This window comes from Flavobacterium sp. Leaf359 (assembly GCF_001423985.1).
Classification (GTDB): Bacteria; Bacteroidota; Bacteroidia; order Flavobacteriales; family Flavobacteriaceae; genus Flavobacterium; species Flavobacterium lindanitolerans.
This window is the reverse complement of the sequence record NZ_LMPW01000014.1, coordinates 47700-67151: the sequence shown is the minus strand read 5'-3', so window position 1 is coordinate 67151 and position 19452 is coordinate 47700. Positions and strand designations below refer to the sequence as shown.

At 37.1% G+C, this 19452-nt stretch carries 18 protein-coding genes; 11 read left to right on the top strand and 7 right to left on the bottom strand.

Annotated features, from left to right (window positions below):
• Positions 1-13: 13 nt before the first annotated feature.
• The 3 genes from ASG38_RS14725 to ASG38_RS14715 all read right to left on the bottom strand — a co-directional run bounded on the left by ASG38_RS14725 (position 14) and on the right by ASG38_RS14715 (position 5565).
• Positions 14-913, bottom strand: a complete 900-nt coding sequence (locus tag ASG38_RS14725) for a MerR family transcriptional regulator (RefSeq protein WP_056072717.1) — start codon at positions 911-913, stop codon at positions 14-16.
• A 123-nt stretch (positions 914-1036) separates the two neighbouring features.
• Positions 1037-2455, bottom strand: a complete 1419-nt coding sequence (locus ASG38_RS14720; RefSeq protein WP_056072714.1) for a RagB/SusD family nutrient uptake outer membrane protein — start codon at positions 2453-2455, stop codon at positions 1037-1039.
• Between the two features lie 11 nt (positions 2456-2466).
• Positions 2467-5565, bottom strand: a complete 3099-nt coding sequence (locus tag ASG38_RS14715; RefSeq protein WP_056072709.1) for a TonB-dependent receptor — start codon at positions 5563-5565, stop codon at positions 2467-2469.
• A 499-nt stretch (positions 5566-6064) separates the two neighbouring features.
• Here ASG38_RS14715 and ASG38_RS14710 point away from each other — a divergent pair, with 499 nt between their 5' ends.
• From ASG38_RS14710 to ASG38_RS14700, 3 genes are all read left to right on the top strand, one after another.
• Positions 6065-6529 carry an Lrp/AsnC family transcriptional regulator gene (locus ASG38_RS14710; RefSeq protein ID WP_056072705.1) on the top strand — a complete coding sequence of 155 codons (465 nt, stop codon included), beginning with the start codon at positions 6065-6067 and terminating at the stop codon, positions 6527-6529.
• A gap of 133 nt (positions 6530-6662) precedes the next feature.
• On the top strand, positions 6663-6962 hold the full coding sequence (locus ASG38_RS14705) for a helix-turn-helix transcriptional regulator (RefSeq protein WP_235498602.1): 300 nt from the start codon (positions 6663-6665) through the stop codon (positions 6960-6962).
• 64 nt (positions 6963-7026) lie between these two features.
• Complete coding sequence (locus ASG38_RS14700; protein WP_056072702.1) at positions 7027-8220, top strand: MFS transporter; 1194 nt, start codon at positions 7027-7029, stop codon at positions 8218-8220.
• 119 nt (positions 8221-8339) lie between these two features.
• Here the strand turns inward: ASG38_RS14700 and ASG38_RS14695 are convergent, their stop codons facing one another.
• Positions 8340-9290 (bottom strand): DUF4421 family protein, encoded by a 951-nt coding sequence (locus ASG38_RS14695; RefSeq protein WP_082482236.1) that lies wholly within the window; start codon positions 9288-9290, stop codon positions 8340-8342.
• 262 nt (positions 9291-9552) lie between these two features.
• On the opposite strand from ASG38_RS14695, the gene ASG38_RS14690 reads away from it, so the two are divergent.
• Positions 9553-10488, top strand: a complete 936-nt coding sequence (locus tag ASG38_RS14690; RefSeq protein WP_056073027.1) for a hypothetical protein — start codon at positions 9553-9555, stop codon at positions 10486-10488.
• Positions 10489-10504: 16 nt separating this feature from the next.
• On the opposite strand, the gene ASG38_RS14685 is transcribed toward ASG38_RS14690, so the two are convergent.
• Complete coding sequence (locus ASG38_RS14685) at positions 10505-11140, bottom strand: hypothetical protein (protein ID WP_056072698.1); 636 nt, start codon at positions 11138-11140, stop codon at positions 10505-10507.
• Between the two features lie 527 nt (positions 11141-11667).
• Between ASG38_RS14685 and ASG38_RS14680 the strand changes: the two genes are divergently transcribed.
• From ASG38_RS14680 to ASG38_RS14650, 7 genes are all read left to right on the top strand, one after another.
• The gene (locus tag ASG38_RS14680) at positions 11668-12501 is read left to right on the top strand and encodes a phosphatase PAP2 family protein (RefSeq protein WP_056072696.1); all 834 of its coding nucleotides are present in this window, start codon (positions 11668-11670) and stop codon (positions 12499-12501) included.
• Complete coding sequence (gene eptA, locus ASG38_RS14675) at positions 12482-14008, top strand: phosphoethanolamine--lipid A transferase EptA (RefSeq protein WP_056072693.1); 1527 nt, start codon at positions 12482-12484, stop codon at positions 14006-14008. The genes ASG38_RS14680 and eptA overlap by 20 nt, the downstream gene beginning before the upstream one ends.
• Before the next feature lie 198 nt (positions 14009-14206).
• Positions 14207-14503 (top strand): Bor family protein, encoded by a 297-nt coding sequence (locus tag ASG38_RS14670; protein WP_056072690.1) that lies wholly within the window; start codon positions 14207-14209, stop codon positions 14501-14503.
• Positions 14504-14930: 427 nt separating this feature from the next.
• Complete coding sequence (locus ASG38_RS14665; RefSeq protein ID WP_056072688.1) at positions 14931-15125, top strand: hypothetical protein; 195 nt, start codon at positions 14931-14933, stop codon at positions 15123-15125.
• A gap of 86 nt (positions 15126-15211) precedes the next feature.
• Positions 15212-16621 carry a S41 family peptidase gene (locus ASG38_RS14660; protein ID WP_056072684.1) on the top strand — a complete coding sequence of 470 codons (1410 nt, stop codon included), beginning with the start codon at positions 15212-15214 and terminating at the stop codon, positions 16619-16621.
• Positions 16622-16625: 4 nt separating this feature from the next.
• Positions 16626-17138 carry a hypothetical protein gene (locus tag ASG38_RS14655; protein WP_056072682.1) on the top strand — a complete coding sequence of 171 codons (513 nt, stop codon included), beginning with the start codon at positions 16626-16628 and terminating at the stop codon, positions 17136-17138.
• Between the two features lie 178 nt (positions 17139-17316).
• The gene (locus ASG38_RS14650; RefSeq protein ID WP_056072678.1) at positions 17317-17709 is read left to right on the top strand and encodes a VOC family protein; all 393 of its coding nucleotides are present in this window, start codon (positions 17317-17319) and stop codon (positions 17707-17709) included.
• 17 nt (positions 17710-17726) lie between these two features.
• Here ASG38_RS14650 and ASG38_RS14645 read toward each other — a convergent pair whose 3' ends face one another.
• Both ASG38_RS14645 and ASG38_RS14640 read right to left on the bottom strand, forming a co-directional pair.
• Positions 17727-18473 (bottom strand): hypothetical protein, encoded by a 747-nt coding sequence (locus ASG38_RS14645; RefSeq protein WP_056072675.1) that lies wholly within the window; start codon positions 18471-18473, stop codon positions 17727-17729.
• A 228-nt stretch (positions 18474-18701) separates the two neighbouring features.
• Complete coding sequence (locus ASG38_RS14640; protein WP_056072672.1) at positions 18702-19433, bottom strand: response regulator transcription factor; 732 nt, start codon at positions 19431-19433, stop codon at positions 18702-18704.
• Positions 19434-19452: the final 19 nt, after the last annotated feature.

Below are 19452 nucleotides of genomic sequence, written 5' to 3'. Positions count from 1 at the left end.
TTTTAAGAAATAATTATAGTTTGTTTAAGGCGTGCTGTAAAGTAGTAAATACGGAAATTTTTTGATTAAGGTTTTCCGTTGGGATATAGTGCGCCATTTTTCCCAAAACCCAAAATTCTGAATGACCGCTGCTCAAAATTTCGTGTTGTATCTTCTCAAGATATTCCGGAATGGTGTCCGCTTCGGGGAACGTAGTCCAATAAGACAGGAACACTATAGTATCAAAATGGGTAGCCAATCCTTTTAAGTTTTCAATAGCTATAGATTGTCCCAGATAAACGGTCTGATAACCGCGTGAAAGGATTTCATAGTTGAGATACATCAGTCCGAGTTCCTGGATTTCATTTTGCGGCAGATACAGTACAAAGATTTTTTCTTTTTTGGACGGGTCCGGCAATTGTAACTGTTCGGTGTTGCTTAATAGTTTTTGCCTGATTAGATAACTGATGAAATGTTCGTGGGCAGGTGTAATTGTTCCGGTTTGCCAAAGCATTCCAATTTCATTTAGCAGCGGAATGAACAATTCTTTAAAAATTTCTCCGAATGATTTTGTTACAAGAAGGTTTTCATAGGTGGTATTAAACAGTCTTTGGTCAAAATCCATCATGGCCATCTTGAAGGAACTGATAACCTGACTGTTAATATTTTTGTCGGAAATGATTTCACTTACAAGCTGCGGAATCTTTTCAGGAGGGAATTTTGAGATTTTGGATATTTTGTAGCCGTGGCTGTGCAGAAGCGTAATATTGAGCAGTTTCTGTAGATTTTCAGTATCGTATAGCCTGATATTTGATGCGGTACGCATGGGTTTCAGTATATTATACCTTTTTTCCCAGATACGTATGGTATGGGCTTTTATGCCGGATAAATTTTCCAGGTCCTTAATGCTAAAAGTACTTTTACTGCTGTTCATCGTTTTTTAGAGTTGATTAAACAAAAATAATGAAATAAATCAGCATTGGAAATACGATAAAGGATATAAAAAAAACGCAACCTATGTTTTAGATTGCGTTTTTAGGATTTCTGCTGCGATGATTTATCGGTTACTGTTTACGGAATTTGTGATGTTCGGGTTCGCGTCAATTTCCTCTTGCGGAATTTTAAGCTCAAACCTTTTATCATCTGCGGTCAGATTGATATGTGTTCTGTGGTTTCCGGTACGTGTAATGCCACGCAGCAGACGTTTTGCATCAAACCATTCTATACCGTTCTCACCGTAAAATTCTTTTCTTCGTTCCGTTAGGATAAGTTCAAAAAGAGCATTACCTGAAGCTGTTGAAGCTTGCGCCTGATTATCTCTGTTTAAACGAATGGCATCCAGCAGTTCGCGTGCCCTGCTTTCGTTCCCCAAATGATATTCGGCTTCGGCTTCAATCAAAATTAATTCCGGATAACGGATGACAGGGATATCGGCATCAAACGTGAACTTGAATTTTGAAGTTACAAATTCCTGCCAGTCGCCAACAGGTGCGTTATAAAGATTTGAAAACAAATTTCGGACATCTGTTCCGGAAAACAGGTTGACAAAATCATCATTAATAAATGTTCCGTGATAGGCTACGGCAACATGGTCCATCATAGCATGCGGGTGAGACATGTAATAAGCGCTCTGGTCTGCGGTTTGTGGCAGTGCCCATAACCATTCTCTGGCATTAAAATCATTAAAACCTTTGGAATAGCTTGCCGCATCCAAAACGGCACTGGTGTTTCCGCCATAGGCTTCATTGGCAGTTGTTTTTGCATTATTCCAATCTCCGGTATATTGATATACCTGGGCCAAAAAAGCCTGTGCAACCTGTTTGTTGATATACGATTTGTCAATTCGTTCTTCAGACAAGCCGGCGACTGCGGTTTCTAAATCGGATAAAATCTGACCGAAAAATTCAGCTTTTGTCGACATTCCTTTTCCTTCAGAAGTAGGTTCTGTATAAATAGGAGGGAATTGCAGGTTTTTAGGTGACTGGTAGGCATCGCCAAATTCCAGGGCCAATTGGAAATAATAAAATCCTCTCAATGCCAATGCCTGTGATTTGGTTTCCCTTTTGTCCTGTTCCGAAAGCTGGCTGCTTGATTCTATTCCTTTAATCAGATTGTTCAATTGGTCAATAATCTTATACGAAAATCTCCAGGTGAAATTGGGGCGTGTGTAAGTTGCTTCCCGGTTTTGGAAATCATAGTCGTCGCCAAACCAAATCTGTTTCTGGATTAACGATTCGCCCCTAACGCTTCTTGCAAAATAAATAGACTGCAAGCCGGCTGCTTCATTGTTTAGAAACTGGCCGCGGTTCAATCGAAGGATTCCTGCAATAAAAGCATCGACACCTGCGCGATTGCTGAAAATAACATCAGGAGTGACATTATTTGTAGGTTTAGGCTCATCTAAGAAATCGGAAGAACATCCGGTCTGCAAAAGGCTTGCAGATAGAAGGACGAGTAAAATATATGTTTTTTTCATGTCTTTAGGTGTTAAAAATTAAGGTTGAATCCTAATGTCACAGTTCTTGAAAGCGGCGACCTGAAATTGGTTGTTCCGTTAATGCTTTGTTCCGGGTCGATTCCTTTATGCGATTGGAATGTCAGCAGGTTGTCTGCCTGAAGATAAATCCTTGCCTGATTAATCTTCAGTTTATGAATACTTTCAATTGGAAGGCTGTATCCTAATGTCAGCGCTTTCAATCTCACATAATCATTTTTGTACAGGAATCGGGTGGAAGCCGCCGCAAAATTATTGGTCGAGTTGAGCAATACAGGAATATTGGTAATATCACCCGGTTTTGTCCAGCGGTTTTCAATATCGGGTGAGCTTTGCCTTCCTCTTGAAATACCGCCCATCAGGGCTGCATAATCAGAATCATAGACATAGGAGCCCAAACTAAAATTGAACAAGGCACTTACATCAAATCTTTTGAACTGTACTGAATTCGTAATACCTCCAATGATTGCAGGAAGGGCCGATTTGTTGTAATATCTTGTTGCTTCGTCATAATTTTTAGTCGTTTCTTTTCCGGTAACATTTCCGTTGGCATCAACCACATCCTTATACCACATAGCATAACCGTCATTCGGGTCGACACCGGCATACTCTCTCAGATAAAAATCATAAAGCGAGCGTCCTACTTCCCAACGATTCAGACCTGTGATAAAAGAATCCTGCGTCAGTTCCGTAATCTTGTTTCGGTCTAAAGAAAAATTCAGATTCGTATCCCACGAGAAGTTATCGGTTTTGATGTTATGTGATGTAAGGCTAACCTCCAGACCGTAATTTCTTAGAGAACCTGCATTGGTCAATACGCTTGTATTTCCGGTTGATGACGGAATCGGAACATTGTACAAAAGGTCGATTGAACTCTTGTTGTAATAATCTACAGAACCTTCCAGTCGGCTGTTGAAAAGGCTGAAATCCAGTCCAATGTTGAACGATGCCGTTTTTTCCCAGGTCAGGTTTTTATCAACACGGTCGCCCAGCAAAACGCCGGGATTTTCCAGTTGGCTGAAACCTGTTTCAAAACTCTGGATATACGGGAAATAGGAAGAAGTCTGGTTATTACCCAATTCACCATAAGAACCTCTTAATTTCAGAAGATTGACCACGTTACTGTCTTTTAAGAAATTCTCATCCGAAATAATCCAGGAAGCTCCAACTGAATAGAAATTACCCCAACGCACCTCCTGTGAAAATCGGGAAGAACCGTCTCTTCTGTAGGAAGCTTCCAGAAAGTATTTGTTTGCAAAATCATAACTCACTCTCCCTAAAAAGCTGTTTAAACGGTCTTCCAAAACATAACCATCTACAGACTCTGGAGTAGTTCCGCCGCCTATCACCGTTACGCCTGGTAAAAATCCGGTCGATGAAGCTGCAAACAGGTCATTTTTGGATTGATAGGCTTCGTAAATTACGTCAACACCAACAGAATGGTCTCCAAAATTATTGTCATAGCGTAATGCATTGATGAAATTTATGGTTTTTGTGCTGGTCTTTTCACGGCTTACTCTTCCATTGACACTTGATGCCTGCCCGTAAACAGAGTTCATATATTCTTTGGCATCATAATTATAATCTTCATAAGCCAGATTGGTTTTGAAGGAAAGCTTATCCGTCAGTAAAAACTTGGCATATCCGTTAAGATTTACATTGCTTCTGTTGTTGCGGTTCTGGTCGTTATAAAGCGAACCTACAGCATTGTCGCCACTCATTAAAGGACGTACCCCGTTCACCAATTGCGTTGTGTTTCCGTAGTCAAAAATATTTCCTGATACAAGACTGCCGTCTGGATTTCGTCTGTAGACAGGGTATACGCTTGGCATGGCATAAATCCAACTCATGGCGCTGGTAAAGGAAGTGCCGGATTGCACAGGAAAGTTTTGTCGTGAGGCCGAATAGGCAACGTTGCTTCCCACTTCAAGCCAGTCGTTTACTTTAGTGTCAACATTTAATCGGAATGTGGAACGTTCAAACTTTGAGGTTTTGACCAATCCATCCTGATTCAGGTAATTTCCGGATAAGAAGTAGGTGGTATTTTCACTACCGCCGCTCACATTGAAATTGTACTCATTCCTAAAGCTTTGGTTCCGGAACAGTTCGTCCTTCCAATTCGTTTCCCAGTTTAATTGGGCATTCGGATTTAATTGTCCGTTCGAATCGATAATGTTTGAAACATTGTATGGATTGTATCCCAAAGCGCTAACCAATCCTGAAGCCGCATTGCTGGCTGCATTTTCAGGAGTTTGTCCCTGAATATACTGATAGGTGTTTTTTCGGGCTTCCCATAAATATTTTACATAGTCATTAGTGCCTAAAACTTCATGGGTTTTTACCGCATCACCGGAGATTCCCGAAGAAACCCTGAAACTTACCTGCGGCAGGGAATTTCTCTTGCCTGATTTTGTCTTGATGACAATAACGCCGTTGGCACCACGGGAACCGTATAAAGCGGTTGACGCTGCGTCTTTCAGGACGTTCATAGATTCAATCTGGTCGGAACTGATGGAATTGATGTTTCCGTTAAAAGGAACACCGTCTACAATAATCAGCGGAGAAGCGGAGGCGTTTATTGAGCCGATTCCCCTCACACGTATTGTTGGACTTTCACCCGGCTGACCGCTGGAATTAATAACGCTGACACCCGGAACAGAACCTTGTAAGGCAGAAATTACAGAAGTGGCCTGCTGCTTTTCTAAAACCTCACTGCTCACTTTTCCAATGGCACCCACAACCGCACGTTGTTTTTGGGTTCCGTAAGCAACGATTACAATTTCGTCCAAACCAACACTTTCGTCCAAAAGCTGTACCGTCAGATTGGATTGGCTACCTACTTTAATTTCCCGGGTTTTATATCCCAGGAAAGTGAAAACAAGAATGTCTTCCGGGGTCGCTTTGATGGTGAATTTTCCATCGAAATCGGTTTGGGTTCCCAGTGTCGTATTTTTTACCGCTATGGTAACGCCGGGCAGCGAAAGACTGTTCGCATCAGTAACATATCCGGAAATTTCCTTTTCCTGCGCTGCTGCTATTAGCGCATTGAGAAGCAAAAATCCGAATAGAATTTTTGATAGTTTACTCTTCATTTTTAAAAGATTTGATTAATTTTAGCAGCATACACTTATACGTATCGTTTTTTAGCTGCTATAAAAAACGGCACAAAAAAAGGAGGCTCGCACAAGCCTCCTTTGTTTTATACAAAGTCGAGGTCTTACGATTTTATGAAATATTCATGCACCAATAATCCATTGATGCGCCATACATTGAGGTACTGTTTGTACAGCAGGTTGTGGCTTTATGCCAACAATTTTTACATAGCATCATGCAGTCTAAAAAAACAAAAAAGTTTTTAGATTTTGAAGTTGGGTTTTTGCTGATGTTTGTAAACTGATTCATTGGGTAGATTTTATTATTTGATTGGTATCAAATTTTTTAGTCCGTATTTCTGTGGCAAATGTATTTAATAAAACACTTTAATTCTGTAAAATACATTAAAATCAGTATATTTTTCTTTTTAATCTATTTTTAAAAGTATTTTTATATAGTTTTGTATTGGGCTTTTTATCCAAAATAGAAAATCATACTATGATAACATTAGATGCAACCGACAGAAAATTGCTGCTGGAACTCCAAAAAGATGCAAAACAATCTATAAAACAGCTGGCAGAGAAGGTAAACCTGTCCATTACTCCGGTTCATGAGCGAATCAAAAAGTTGGAATCTGCAGGTGTCATTCAGAATTATGCTGCCGTAATCGACCCCAAAGGTTTGGGAAAAAAATTATTGGTGTATTGCCAGGTAACGCTTGTGAGGCATCAGGAATCGCTTTTTGAAGAATTTGAATCGTATGTTTTAGGACTTGATGAGGTTTTGGAAGCATCCTATATAGCCGGTACTTATGATTTTCTCCTAAAACTTTTACTGGATGATATGGAAGATTATCAGAATTTCGCCGTACACAAAATCTCAAAACTTGAAATTATTTCCAATATCAAAAGTGCTTTTGTTATCAGGAGCATTAAAGAAAGTTCTGTAATCAACTGTTTGTAAGTCAGCAGGAAAGGTCAATTTTTCCGCGGGCTTGACTTTACAGAATAGATATTGTTGATATTTAAATCAAATTTATCCATGCATATATTTATATGTTTCTATATGTTTTGTAATTTTGTAACAGATTTACCAAATGATCGTTATCATAATTGCTATGATGGATAACAAAAAAATAGAGAAAATATCTAAAGCCCTGAGCGATGTGAGCAGGATTGCTATTCTGCAGCAATTCAAAAAAAAGCATGATGGTGTTTACTGTGCCGAGTTTAATGATATGCTCGACCTTACACAGCCTTCTGTTTCGCACCACCTCAAGCAATTGGTAGATGCTGACCTTCTTATTCCTGAAAAAGAAGGAAGAAACCTAAAATATTCGCTCAACCAAAAAGTACTTGACGAGTATATCGCCAGCCTCAACAACCTGAAAGTCTAGCTTTGCCTGCTTACAGAATTTTTTAACCTTTATTATTAATAGAAACATTTAAATATTTGAATTAATGAATAAGTCAATCTATATAATGGCTTTGGGAGCCTTCGGTATTATTACCACAGAATTTGGAGTTATAGGTATTTTGCCAACGCTGGCAAAAGAATTTCAGGTTTCAATCGATACGGCAGGCTGGCTGTTAAGTGCTTTTGCACTGACTGTTGCTGTAGCGGGTCCGTTTACTACAATGCTAACGGCCAAGATTAACCGCAAGACCATAATGTGTGCCGTTTTGGCTGTATTTGTAATATCGAATCTGCTTTCTGTTATTTCTCCTAATTTCACAATGCTAATGATTGCCCGCATCGTTCCGGCTTTCCTGCATCCTGTTTTTTGGGCAGTATCTATGTCGGCAGCAGCAAAACAGGCCGGACCTAAAGATGCTCCAAAAGCAATTTCTGTTGTGATGGCCGGTCTTAGTGTGGCAACCGTATTGGGTGTTCCAATAACAACTTACATGGCAGATTTGTTTGATTGGAGGGCTTCCTTCGCTTTGGCGGGAATCATTAACCTTATCGCTTTTATAGCTCTGGCTCTTTTTGTTCCTTCAATGCCTGTGGAAGAAAAACTGCCTACAGAAAATCAGGTAAAAGTATTAGACAAACCTCAGGTATGGTTCAAGCTTTTTACGTCTTTGATTATAGTGGCGGGAATGTTTGCAACTTATGGTTATCTGGCCGAGTATATGGATAAGATTTCGCATATGAATGGCACGGAAATCAGCATTATGCTGCTTGTTTTTGGTGTGACCGGTATTGTTGGAAACTGGCTTATGGGAATCGCACTCAGCAAAAATGTAATGCTAACTAACCGATTGTTTTTACTGTCCCTGATAGGAATCCATTTATTGGCGTATCAATTTGGTGGTGCTTTTGTTCCGATGGTCATTATTCTGTCGATATGGGGTTTCATTCACACGGGAGGTTTCCTGGCTGCGAATATCCACATCATAAATGGTGTTCCGGAACAGGCACTTGAAAGTGTAAATGGTCTGATGCCTTCTTTTTTTAATGCCGGTATCACATTGGGAACTTTGCTTGGCGGTTTTGTCATAGCACAGTATGGCGTGCACGAAGTTATTTGGTTGAGTGTTCCGTTATTGCTGTTGGCTTTTGGATTTACGTTTATTACACTGGAGAAGAAGCATAAGGAAGCAGAACAGGAATTAGAAGCAGAGCCTGTAAAGGTTATTTCGTGTGAATAAAAAATTTAAGATTTAAGATTTAAGATTTTTCAGATTACTTTCTCTTTGTGGCCTGGCGTCTTTGCGGGAAATTATTTCCTTGCAAAGATGCCAGGCCTTATTATAGTAGGACATTACTATCAATCAACCTGTTTTTTCTTCTTTTTTAGAAAGTCGAAAGAATCGAATCTTCGGATATAGGAAAGTTTAAAATTTCCGGAAAACAGGCTGACATTTGAATGCTCATTATCTGAAAAGGCCGAAAACACGGTATTGCTGACAAATGAAAGTCCCGCCGACCAGTTTTCAGTATCATAACCTAAAGCTACGCGCGGAAATAAAGTAGGATAGACCTCGATTTTTTCTTTACCAAAGGTGTTGAATTTTTCGGAACCAATATTGACACCAACAGTAGTCGAGATACTCGCAAACCATCTTTTGTTGATTGCCCATAGATAGGCATAACCACCACTTACGCCAAATTGAAAATTATGCAGCGAATTTCTTTTTTTGTGTACAAATGAACTGTCTGATTCAATCTTTGAAAAATAAACGCCTCCGCCAATCAGAAAGCTTCCTGCCGATTTTAACTGTTTTTCATTTTGGTTAAAGGCAGCCCTGTATGAAAATTTTTTGTTGTTGAAGATGTATTGTCCGTAAGCGCCATATTGCCGGATTTTCAGGTCAGGATAAAGGGCAAGCACATTACCCGATTCGTCTTCTGCATAGAATCCGCGGTATCGCTGTATAAAAACATCAAAGGTAAATTTCTTTCCGTAATTGTGTATTTGCAGGTCCAGCGCCTTGGTTCTTCCCTTTTCCTTATCTCTCATAAAATTGAATCCCTGTCCGTAACTGACATTTACAATCGTATTGTTCATTGAGAATCCCAAACCAATATTGGGTGGATTGTTGGGCATAAATTTTTTGTATTCCTCAGTGCCTGTCTGTTGTTCCATCGACAGAAAGTTAATCGCCAGATAGGTCCTTACCGAGAAATTATGCTCATAAGGTCTGATATAGGTGCTGTCGCGTTGTGCCCACGAAAAGGACGTCATAAAAAAGAAGAGAAGGAAGAAATAGGGTTTCATCAGGATATAAAACGCGAATAGTCTGTCAGGATTATTTATTGTAAGAAAAAATCTTTATAAAAGTACTAAAATAAAGAAGAGCCGCGAATGTCACATTAAATAATAGATAATTTTTGAGTCATGTGTTTGAAAGAAAAGGGTTTGTATTTATTTGAAATAAAGAATGTTATGATTGTGTCGTCAAATTGTCACAATAATGGCGTATTGATTTTAGGGTTAAATTTAACTTTGATTCCGAATCTTGCATGAAAAAGAAATCGGAATGAAAACTTTAAAAAAAATCCTGTTGGGCCTATTGGCGCTTATTGCCTTATCGTTAATTGGAGGTTATTTCTATTTTGAAAAGAAATTCTCGCCACCTCAAAATTATCTTACCGTTTCGGGCCTATCTGAAGGTATTCCTATGGTGTGGCAGGGAAATGATAAAAATCCATATGGGGCCATTCTTTTACCTGTCAGAATTGATGGAATTGATAAGTTGTTTTATATGCAGTTGGATTTGGGTTCGCCCGTAACGGTATTTTATAAGAACTCTTTGCAATCTGTTAAGGCCAGGTTTCCGGACAGGATTCCGGAAGAGACAGAAAAAGCAAAAATAGCACTGGATTTTTCGCTTCGGGATATGAAGGTTTCATCAAAGTTTTTTGAAGTATTAGATTATGGAACTAAGGCCGATTTTGAAAATCCCGATGCCCAAAATATAATAGGAACCCTTGGAACGGATTTGTTGGAAAAAAGGATTGTCATATTGGACTTTAAAAATAGCCGCTGCTCCTTTTCTAAGAAAAGAGAAGGTAGTGGTTTTGAAAGATTTGAATTTAAGAAACGAAGGATTCTCATTCCGGCAGTGATTGGTAATGAAAACCTGAAGCTGATGTATGATTCCGGAACAAGTGGCTATGAACTTATTATGAATAAGGATAAATGGGAAAAGTACAGAAAAGGCGGTGAAGTAAAAATTGATAAAGGAAATTCATGGGGAAAAATACTAACGGTAATGACAGCAGCGTCCCATCAAAAAATAAGATTTGGAAGCAAAACGTTACAACTTTCAGAAGTGACTTATATTGAAGGCACATCCAAAGCGCAAAACTTTTTGATGAAGTTTTCAGGCATGCAGGGAATGATTGGAAATAAACTGTTTCTAAACCGAAAAATGATTTTGGATTGTAGAAACCAGATGTATAAAATTGAATAAAACAGAATAGTTTCTCCTAATTCTCATTGAAATCATTAAGTATGCCTTCTTCCAATCGGTCTAAAACCTGTATGAGCAATTGTTCCAGAGTTTGATTGGCCTGGCTTTCAGTGAGTAGGGGAGTAAGATGTTCCTGCCATAAAGTGTCAAATTTATCCTGATGGTAACGCAACAGTCCAAACTGGTGCTTTTTGTCAAAATAAATATAAAAAGCTTCTTCAAATTGCCAATCGTAATGATGCAAACCAATGCACTTATAATTGGCATTGATGTAGTTGATTTGAGATTCCGGTATATGGCTAAATTCCGGACGGTCATTGCTCCAGGAATGCTTAATACCATCAATAAGCCCCATAGATTGTCGCTTTTCGTAACGCCGTTCGGCTTTTAGTTGTTTAAGTAAACCATAAGCAGGCGGGATATTTAAACCGTAAACATCAAATGCATGGTTTCGTATGCCTCCAATCTGTAGATAAAATGCCAATAATTCCTGCGGTATTTCAGCGTCAAAAAAAGCTGATAGTTCTTTAAGTTCTTCTTTGCTGGAGGTTTCTGCCTGTTCTATTCGATATTCTGATTCTCCTTCATCGTCATCAAATGTGCGGTCAATTATTTCATTGAATTTCTTGATTCGTGTTTTTAACTGGTCCATGAGTAAAATTGAATTAAGTGGCTTATATCTAAAAAAAATCTAATTCAAACAAATTTAATTTTTATAAAAATAGTGCAAATAATTCAATGATAAATAAATGTTATAAAAAAAATAATTTTAAGTGAAATGTAAATTATGATTATGTAAATGTTTAAATAATTTTTATGTTTGTCGAGAATACAATTTTTGTAATCGTAGTATTTCAAATTTAAACGCCAATTAAAAAACTTATGGAAAAGCAATTTTTGTTATTGTTTTTTACTGCAATTATTTTTTTCGTTTCTCTTTTAGGCAGATTCTTTTTCCTAAAAATGAGAACCTATCTTATAAATAAAAATCCAAATAAAAAAACTTATAGAATAAAAGAACACGATAAAAGAAATCGGTAAGATACTCCTATGGAGTGTTTTACCAAAAAGCGTATTTGACACTTTAAGGAGTCAAATCGTTCAAAAGCCCAATTAAATTTTAATTCCGTCCTTGCTGAAGTGATTTTAGTGAGGCTCGTATGTAAATAAATAGGGCTTATGAACACAAAAGTTATTAATAATTATTCCAGGCTCAAAATACCTGTATTCCTGTTACCTTTCTTCTTACTGATTTTGATTGTTTTGTTTCTGTATGGACAGAATGCTTTATGTATTAATGAATATGCGGAAATACAGAAAAACAGCTTTCTTTTTATTAATCGTAAACTGGCACCATACCCAAACCTGCTGCATAATTTTACTCAATTTGGGGATGCGTTGGTCTTTTTATCGCTTCTGGGTCTTTTTGTTCTATATGCTCCTAAAATGTGGGAAGCCTTACTATCCGGTTCGTTGGTTTCACTTGTATTTTGCAGCTTGCTAAAAAATATATTTGCAGTACCCAGGCCAGCGGCAATATTTGACAATGAGGGTTTTACTATCATTGGCAGAAGGCTCTCCGGATGTACCAGCCTGCCTTCCGGACATTCCATTACAGTATTTACAGTTCTAACCGTGCTGATGTTTGCCCTTATGCCTAAAAGATTATGGTACAAAATGGGATGGATTTTTTTCTTAATCATTACAGGCTTTGGGCTTGCTTTTACAAGAGTTGGAGTAGGAGCCCATTACCCGATTGATGTCATTGTAGGTAGTATTGTAGGATATGTTTGCGGACTTTCAGGCATTTTTATCAGTCGGAAATATAAAATTCTGTCCTGGATTGGCAATAAAAAATATTATTACGTCATTCTTCTTCTATTTCTGGTTAGTGCTATTTTATTAATTACCAAAATAATTAATGAAAATTTGATAGTGTTTTACCTCGCATTCCTTAGCTTAGTTGTCTCATTGTATAAAATTTTCACGGCCTATGTTAAAGATAAAAAATAACCTGAATTTAGCCCATTTTGCCTTACTGATGAGTTTATTGAACTTTGTGTTTTTCCATTTTCCATTCTATGGCTATGTCTTTAATAATGTTGACTACAAAAGTGGAAACGGCATTCTTCTGATTGTAAGTCTCGTGGTGCTGATGCTGGTAGCCAATGCTTTTGCTTTCTACCTGATACTTTATCTCTCTCGTCCGGTCGGGAAATTTTTATTGGTCTTATTTTTTATCATTAGCGCAGTTGCAGTATATTTTGTCAATACCTACAGTGTCATTATAGACGAAAGTATGATTGGCAATGTCCTCAATACCAATTATGAAGAATCCAGCAGCTTTTTTTCTCTTAAATTGGTGCTATATGTCATCTTTCTAGGAATTATTCCCGCTGTCTTTATTGTCAAAACAAAAATAACAAGTGTGCCGCTGAAGAAATTTTTAATCACTTCATCGCTTACACTGTTGTTTATAGTAAGTATGGCATTTGCTAATGCCAGTAACTGGCTGTGGATTGATAAAAACTCAAAACAATTAGGAGGACTTGCAATGCCCTGGTCTTATACTGTAAACACCTCTTTGTTTTATATTCACAAATACCAGAAGAACAAGAAAGAAATTCTGTTACCGGATGCTACTATAAAAGATACCGAAAAATCGGTTGTGGTTTTGGTTATCGGAGAATCAGCAAGGAAGCAGAATTTTTCACTCTATGGGTATGCGAGAAACACTAATCCGCTACTTTCCAAAGTGGAAAACCTCTCCCATTTTGAAGCGACTTCCTGTGCCACCTATACTACCGCGGGAGTGAAATGTATTCTGGAACATGCCGATACGGGAAAGCTGTATGAGATACTGCCAAACTATCTTTACAGGAATAAGGCAGAGGTCATCTGGAGAACAACTAATTGGGGAGAACCTCCGGTTCATATAAAAAACTACCAGAAGCGTGATGCTCTCCTGCCGGATTGCCAGGGTGAAGGATGTGGCTATGACGAAGTTTTATTGTCAGGGTTGAAAGAACAGATACTTGCCAGCAAAAAAGATAAGGTGTTGGTGGTATTACACACCAGTACAAGTCACGGACCTACTTATAGTAAAAAGTATCCGTCCCGGTTTGAGAATTTCAAGCCCGTATGCAACAGTGTCGAATTGGGTAACTGTTCAAAGGATGAACTTATCAATGCCTACGATAACACCATCGTCTATACGGACTATATTCTGAACGGTGTGATAGAAAACCTGAAACAGTTGAAAGAGTATAAAAGTTCGATGATTTTTGTTTCAGACCATGGTGAATCCTTGGGAGAGAAAAACCTGTACATGCACGGAATGCCTATGAGCATTGCTCCAAAGGAACAGTATGAAATTCCTTTTCTGGTTTGGGTGTCTGACGGCTCAAAACAACTCAAGCCCAACAAGTCACTAACGCAACACCACGTGTTTCACAGTGTATTGAATTTCCTGGGTATACAGAGTCCTGTCTATAATGAAGAAATGAACATATTTCAATAAAGGTTCAAGGTAAAAAAAGTTCAAAAATTATTCTCTTTCGGATGAATTTGTTATCAGATTGGATTGGCAGGAATCAAAAATCTGTGAAAAACGAAGTGTGTAATAAATTAAAATATAGTGGAGACCAGAAACCACTCAAAAAACGGGGCGTTACTGAAAAGCCTTATGAGTAAGGAAATTTAACTTAAAAGATAATTTATGAAAAAAAGAGTTTTCACTCTGGCAGTTGGAGCTTTGCTATGCTCAACACTATTTACTTCATGCTATACTTACACTACTGTGGTAGGAAAAGGAGCTAAAGGAGAGCAAAAAGTTTCAAAATGGAATCATTATGTAATTTATGGTTTGGCTCCGGTTGGAGTTTCGGATGCTAAAGCAATGGCTGAAGGAGCAACTGACTATACTGTTACTACAAAACATTCGTTTATTAACGGTTTAATTGCTGGTTTGACTTTTGGTATTTACACACCAACAACTACAACAGTTCAAAAGTAAGCTGAAAATTCCAGCAGAGAGTGGGATGAAATATTTCCCCTCTCTGCGATTTTTAAAATAAAACCCAAAATAATGAGAAAAATACTTTTTTTCCTTCTATTGATAATAGGACTAATCTTGACTTATAAAATAGGGAGAATATTTATATGTGATTACAATCGCCTAACCGATTACGGTTTAGGGTACCTGACAGGTTTGGTAATTATACTGCTATTAATCATCAGCATTACTATTTGGTTAGGAGTTAAAATATACAGAAAGAGAAGCTAGCTATAACACAGTGCAGAAATAGAGCCGGTTTACTGCAGTCGCAACATTTATTGTTCCGATAGTTTTGATAAGAACGGAAATAAAATATAGCTAAAAATAAGTATTTTAGACACAAAATCGGAGTACCTGATTGGTATTTGATAAAACATTGAAAATCATGGAAAAAAACAAAGCGTCATCGTTTATTTTTGGTATAATAGCAATCATTCTAGGAAGTGTCTTATTTAAACAGTTCGATTTTAAAACACTAAAATTTGAGCATACAGGCTTAGCTGTTATTTATAGCATTACTTTTCTATTTTCAGTCTATGTTCTGGTGAGAAACTATAAAAACAATCAAAAAAGACAATAAAATACCCCCATGAATTTCACTGTAATGCAATCCTACCGTTGCGTCAGACAGATTCATGTTCAAATATAAAATTACATACTATCATAATGAAAAGAAAAATTCTACCACTCCTGTTATTAACTTTTTCCACCTTTAGTTATGCCCAAAACTGTGATTGTGAAAGCAATTTTAATTGGGTAAAAAAAACATTTGAAGAAAACGACGCAGGATTTGAATATATAATCAGCAAAAAAGGAAGAGATGCTTATGAACTTCATAGCCAAATGTATTTGGAAAAAGCAAAACAGCTTCCTAATGATAAAGAATGTGCCATAGTAATAGATAAATGGGTTCGGTTTTTTCGTGACGGACATATTGGGATTAAATATTTAAAAGAGCCTGTTCAGGAAACCAATTTCACGGTTGAGAACATTCCGGTTAATGAAAAAGATTTTAAAAAATATTTGAGTAAAAAGAAGACACAGGATAAGTATGAAGGGATTTGGAGTTTTGGCAGTTATGTTATCGCAATAAAACGCAGAAACAACGAATATGTAGGCACAATCCTTTATTCCACCAATAAAAACTGGAAAGTTGGTGATGTAAAAACTGTTTTTACTGAAAATGACGGAACTCTTTATTTAGGAAACAAGTCTCCCCAAAAGATTAGTAAAATTACAACCATAGGAAATACTTATCTAAAACTTAATACCACGATTTTACAGAAAAAGTATCCTGAAATTAAGGAGGATGCTACTATTTCAAAAGAAATTCAATGGTTGGATACTGCCAAGCCGCTGTTTGAAAAATTAAATGAGAATACTGCTTATTTGAGGATTCCTGATTTTGAAATTTCAGAAAAGAAGCACATCGACAGCATTATTGAGAAAAACAAGGATATAATTTTGGCAACAAAAAACCTGATTATTGATGTCCGTAATAATCCGGGAGGTAGCGATGCAAGTTACAGTTCATTAATCCCATTTTTATACACCAACCCAATAAGAACAGTGGGTACCCTGTTTTATTCTACGCCTCTTAATAACCAGAGAATGCTGGAGCTTTCCCAAAATCCTGACTTTGACAAAGAATCACAGGAAGGCTTCAAAAAATATTATGAGACTTTAAACGCATCACTTGGAAAATTTGTAGATATTTTTAATAAAGACGTTTTTATACAGACCCGTAAAGAAATAACAAGATACCCGGAAAACATTGGTATTGTAATTAATGAAAAAAACGGAAGTACAACCGAACAGTTTTTATTGACCGCAAAACAAAGCAAGAAGGTCAAGCTATACGGAAAGACTACCCGCGGAATGCTGGATATTTCTAATGTCAACATTATTGAATCGCCTTGTAAAGATTTTGAACTTTACTATGGTTTGTCAAGAAGTTACAGAATTCCGGATTTTGCCATAGACGATATCGGTTTACAACCGGATTATTTTATTGACGGTTCAGTATCAGAATACAATTGGATAAAATTTGTGGATGAGACATTAAACAGCAAATAAAAAAATGGATAACGAAATCCTATTTACAGAAAGACAAAGGTTCAAGCAATGGTGGCTTTGGTTCATCCTGTTAGGCATTAACGGACTTTTTTTGTTTGGTGTAATTAAGCAGGTTGTTGGCGGAGAACCCTATGGAGACAAACCGATGAGTAACACGGGGCTTATACTAACAACGGCACTAACGGTATTCCTTACCTTTCTGTTTGTTAGCTTCCGGCTTGAGACCATAATAAGGAAAGACGGGATTTATGTCCGTTTTTTTCCTTTTCATTTAAAGTTTCGGCATTATGCTTGGGAGACATTGACAAAATCTTATGTCAGACAATATGCTCCCATTGCTGAGTATGGGGGATGGGGTTTGCGTTACGGTTTTATGGGAAAAGGAAAGGCACTTAATGTTTCTGGTAACAAAGGCCTGCAACTTGAATTTACAGATAATAAGAAATTGCTCATAGGAACAAATAAACCCGATGAATTAACCGAAATACTAAAGAAATTAGGGCAGTTGAAGCAATAATAAACACGATTTTGGGAATGCTCCTATAAAACATCTGTACAAATTTGAAAGTAGGATTTCATCAAAATCAATACTAAATTTATTACATCAAAGGCACAACCATTAGTCGCAATTTTAACCAACCAAACTACCAATACAGAGCTTTGACATTAACGAATAAAAATAATAAAAACGACAAATGATAAAATTTGCTTACACCATTTTATACGTTCAGGACGTGACAAAAGCCATTGAGTTTTATGAAGACGCATTAGGCTTTTCAAGAAAATTTGTGTCACCTGAAAACGATTATGGTGAACTTTTAGTTGGAGAAACGACACTTTCGTTTGCTTCAACAGTATTAGCAAAATCAAATTTGACAGATGGTTTTATAGAAAGCAATTTAGCAACAAAGCCATTTGGAATTGAAATTGGTTTTACAACAGAAAATATAGAGGAAACTATTTTAAAAGCTGTAAATGCTGGTGCCACTGTTGTTGAAAATCCAAAAACAAAACCGTGGGGACAAGTCGTTGCTTACATAAGAGACCTTGATGGCTTTTTAATTGAAATTTGTACACCAATGAGTTGATGCTTATTTTCTTTTCCTTAATGATGAGCACCATGACCGTTATGATTTTCTCCCATTTCCTCATTTTCTGAAACTTCTACTGTAAAATCTGTGGTATGGATTTTTCCGTCTATTTTAAACTGTACCCACATTCTGTATAAACCGGCTTTTTCAATATAGGTTTCAGCATAGATTGGAAAGCGATTGTCAGACATGGGATGTATGTGAAGGAAATCTTTATCCGCTTTGCCTATCATTACAATATGTGCATTGGCTCCAAGATAAGGTTGCATATCTTTTTCTTCAAGAAGGATACTGTCTTTTTCAATTGAAAATTGCAGACTTTGTCCGGTATTTGTTTTTAAGTCTTTTCCATTGACTAAGATTACCGTATAGCCATCAATAACGGATGCCAACTTTGTATCCGATTCAGACCTTTTGTAAAGATATTTACCAGCTACTTCAATAGTATGTTTTACAATAGCTGCCGGATGGTCTATGGGTTTGTAATCCATAAACAAAAGATATTTTCCGGATGACGGAAAAGTTTCAGAAACATAATAAGTACCGTCTGCCTGTTCTTCCGGATGAATATGGTCAAACCATGTTAATTCGTCATTCACCAGCAAGAGATGCATTTTCATGGTGTGTACTTCTTCCAAAGGAATATTTTTATAATTTTCGGTAACCGAAATAACAAAGAATGCCGGTTCGTCAGCGGCTACGTTCTGTGGCTCAGAAGTAATTTTTACTATCGGTTTGACTGCGTGCTGATGTGTATTCATGATTTGATATTTTTTGTATAGTCAAATTTCCGAAATCATGAATTTTTACCTTTACGCTATTGCTAATTAGATTTGTAATATTTACTGATTGACGTAAAATTCTTTTTACTAATTTCTTCTCATTAAGAAAAGAATTTTTAGACGTACTCAAAAGCTACATTCTCCAAACAGTAACAATTAATTTTACATAAATTAAGACACCCTATTAGGGATTAATTACTTTAATTTTCATATAAGCTTACAAGCTGTTGCATATGCCAGTGCTTTATTAATATTGTTTACTTCCAGTTTTTGGAGCAGGTTTCTGCGATGAAATTTGATAGTATCGGTAGAGAGGTTTAGGACGGAAGCAATTCCATTGATTGTAAGCCCCTGGGCATAAAAGCGAAGAATCTGGATTTCTCTTTCAGAAAGTGCTATTTTGCTATGGCCTATCCATTGGTCTGCTTCGATATCATATTTCAGAATGGAATTGTCTCCATCTTTGGTAAGAGTGATGTTTCCTGACGAATTATTTGTGGCCAATGAAATCATACCTAAAGTTTTCCATATCTTACCTTCGTTGGTTATTAATAATGGGGTAAGTCTGTGGTTAACAAGTAAGGTGTTTTGGTTTTCATCAACCAAATGAAAATTATATGCCAATGTATAGCTTTTGCGTTCTGATTCGGGTAATGCAGCATAAAAAGCAAAACCCGCTTCATTTGCCTGATTTACGATGGGTTGGTCTTCCGTTTTGATAAAGGTGTGGAAAAAACCTTCGCCCATTTCTATAATTTCTTCCGGGGTGTGTTTGTGTAAGAAAAAGCGATGATTCGATATATATTCAATTTTTCGTTGAATGCAATCAAAAATATAAATGCTTTTATAAGTGAGTCTGTCAAAAGCCTTGGCTATTTCGAGATAAGCCGTATGTGGCGCATAGGGTTGTTCTGAATGTTTAGTATAGGTATTTTGCATGGCTCAAAAGTTAAGTGCA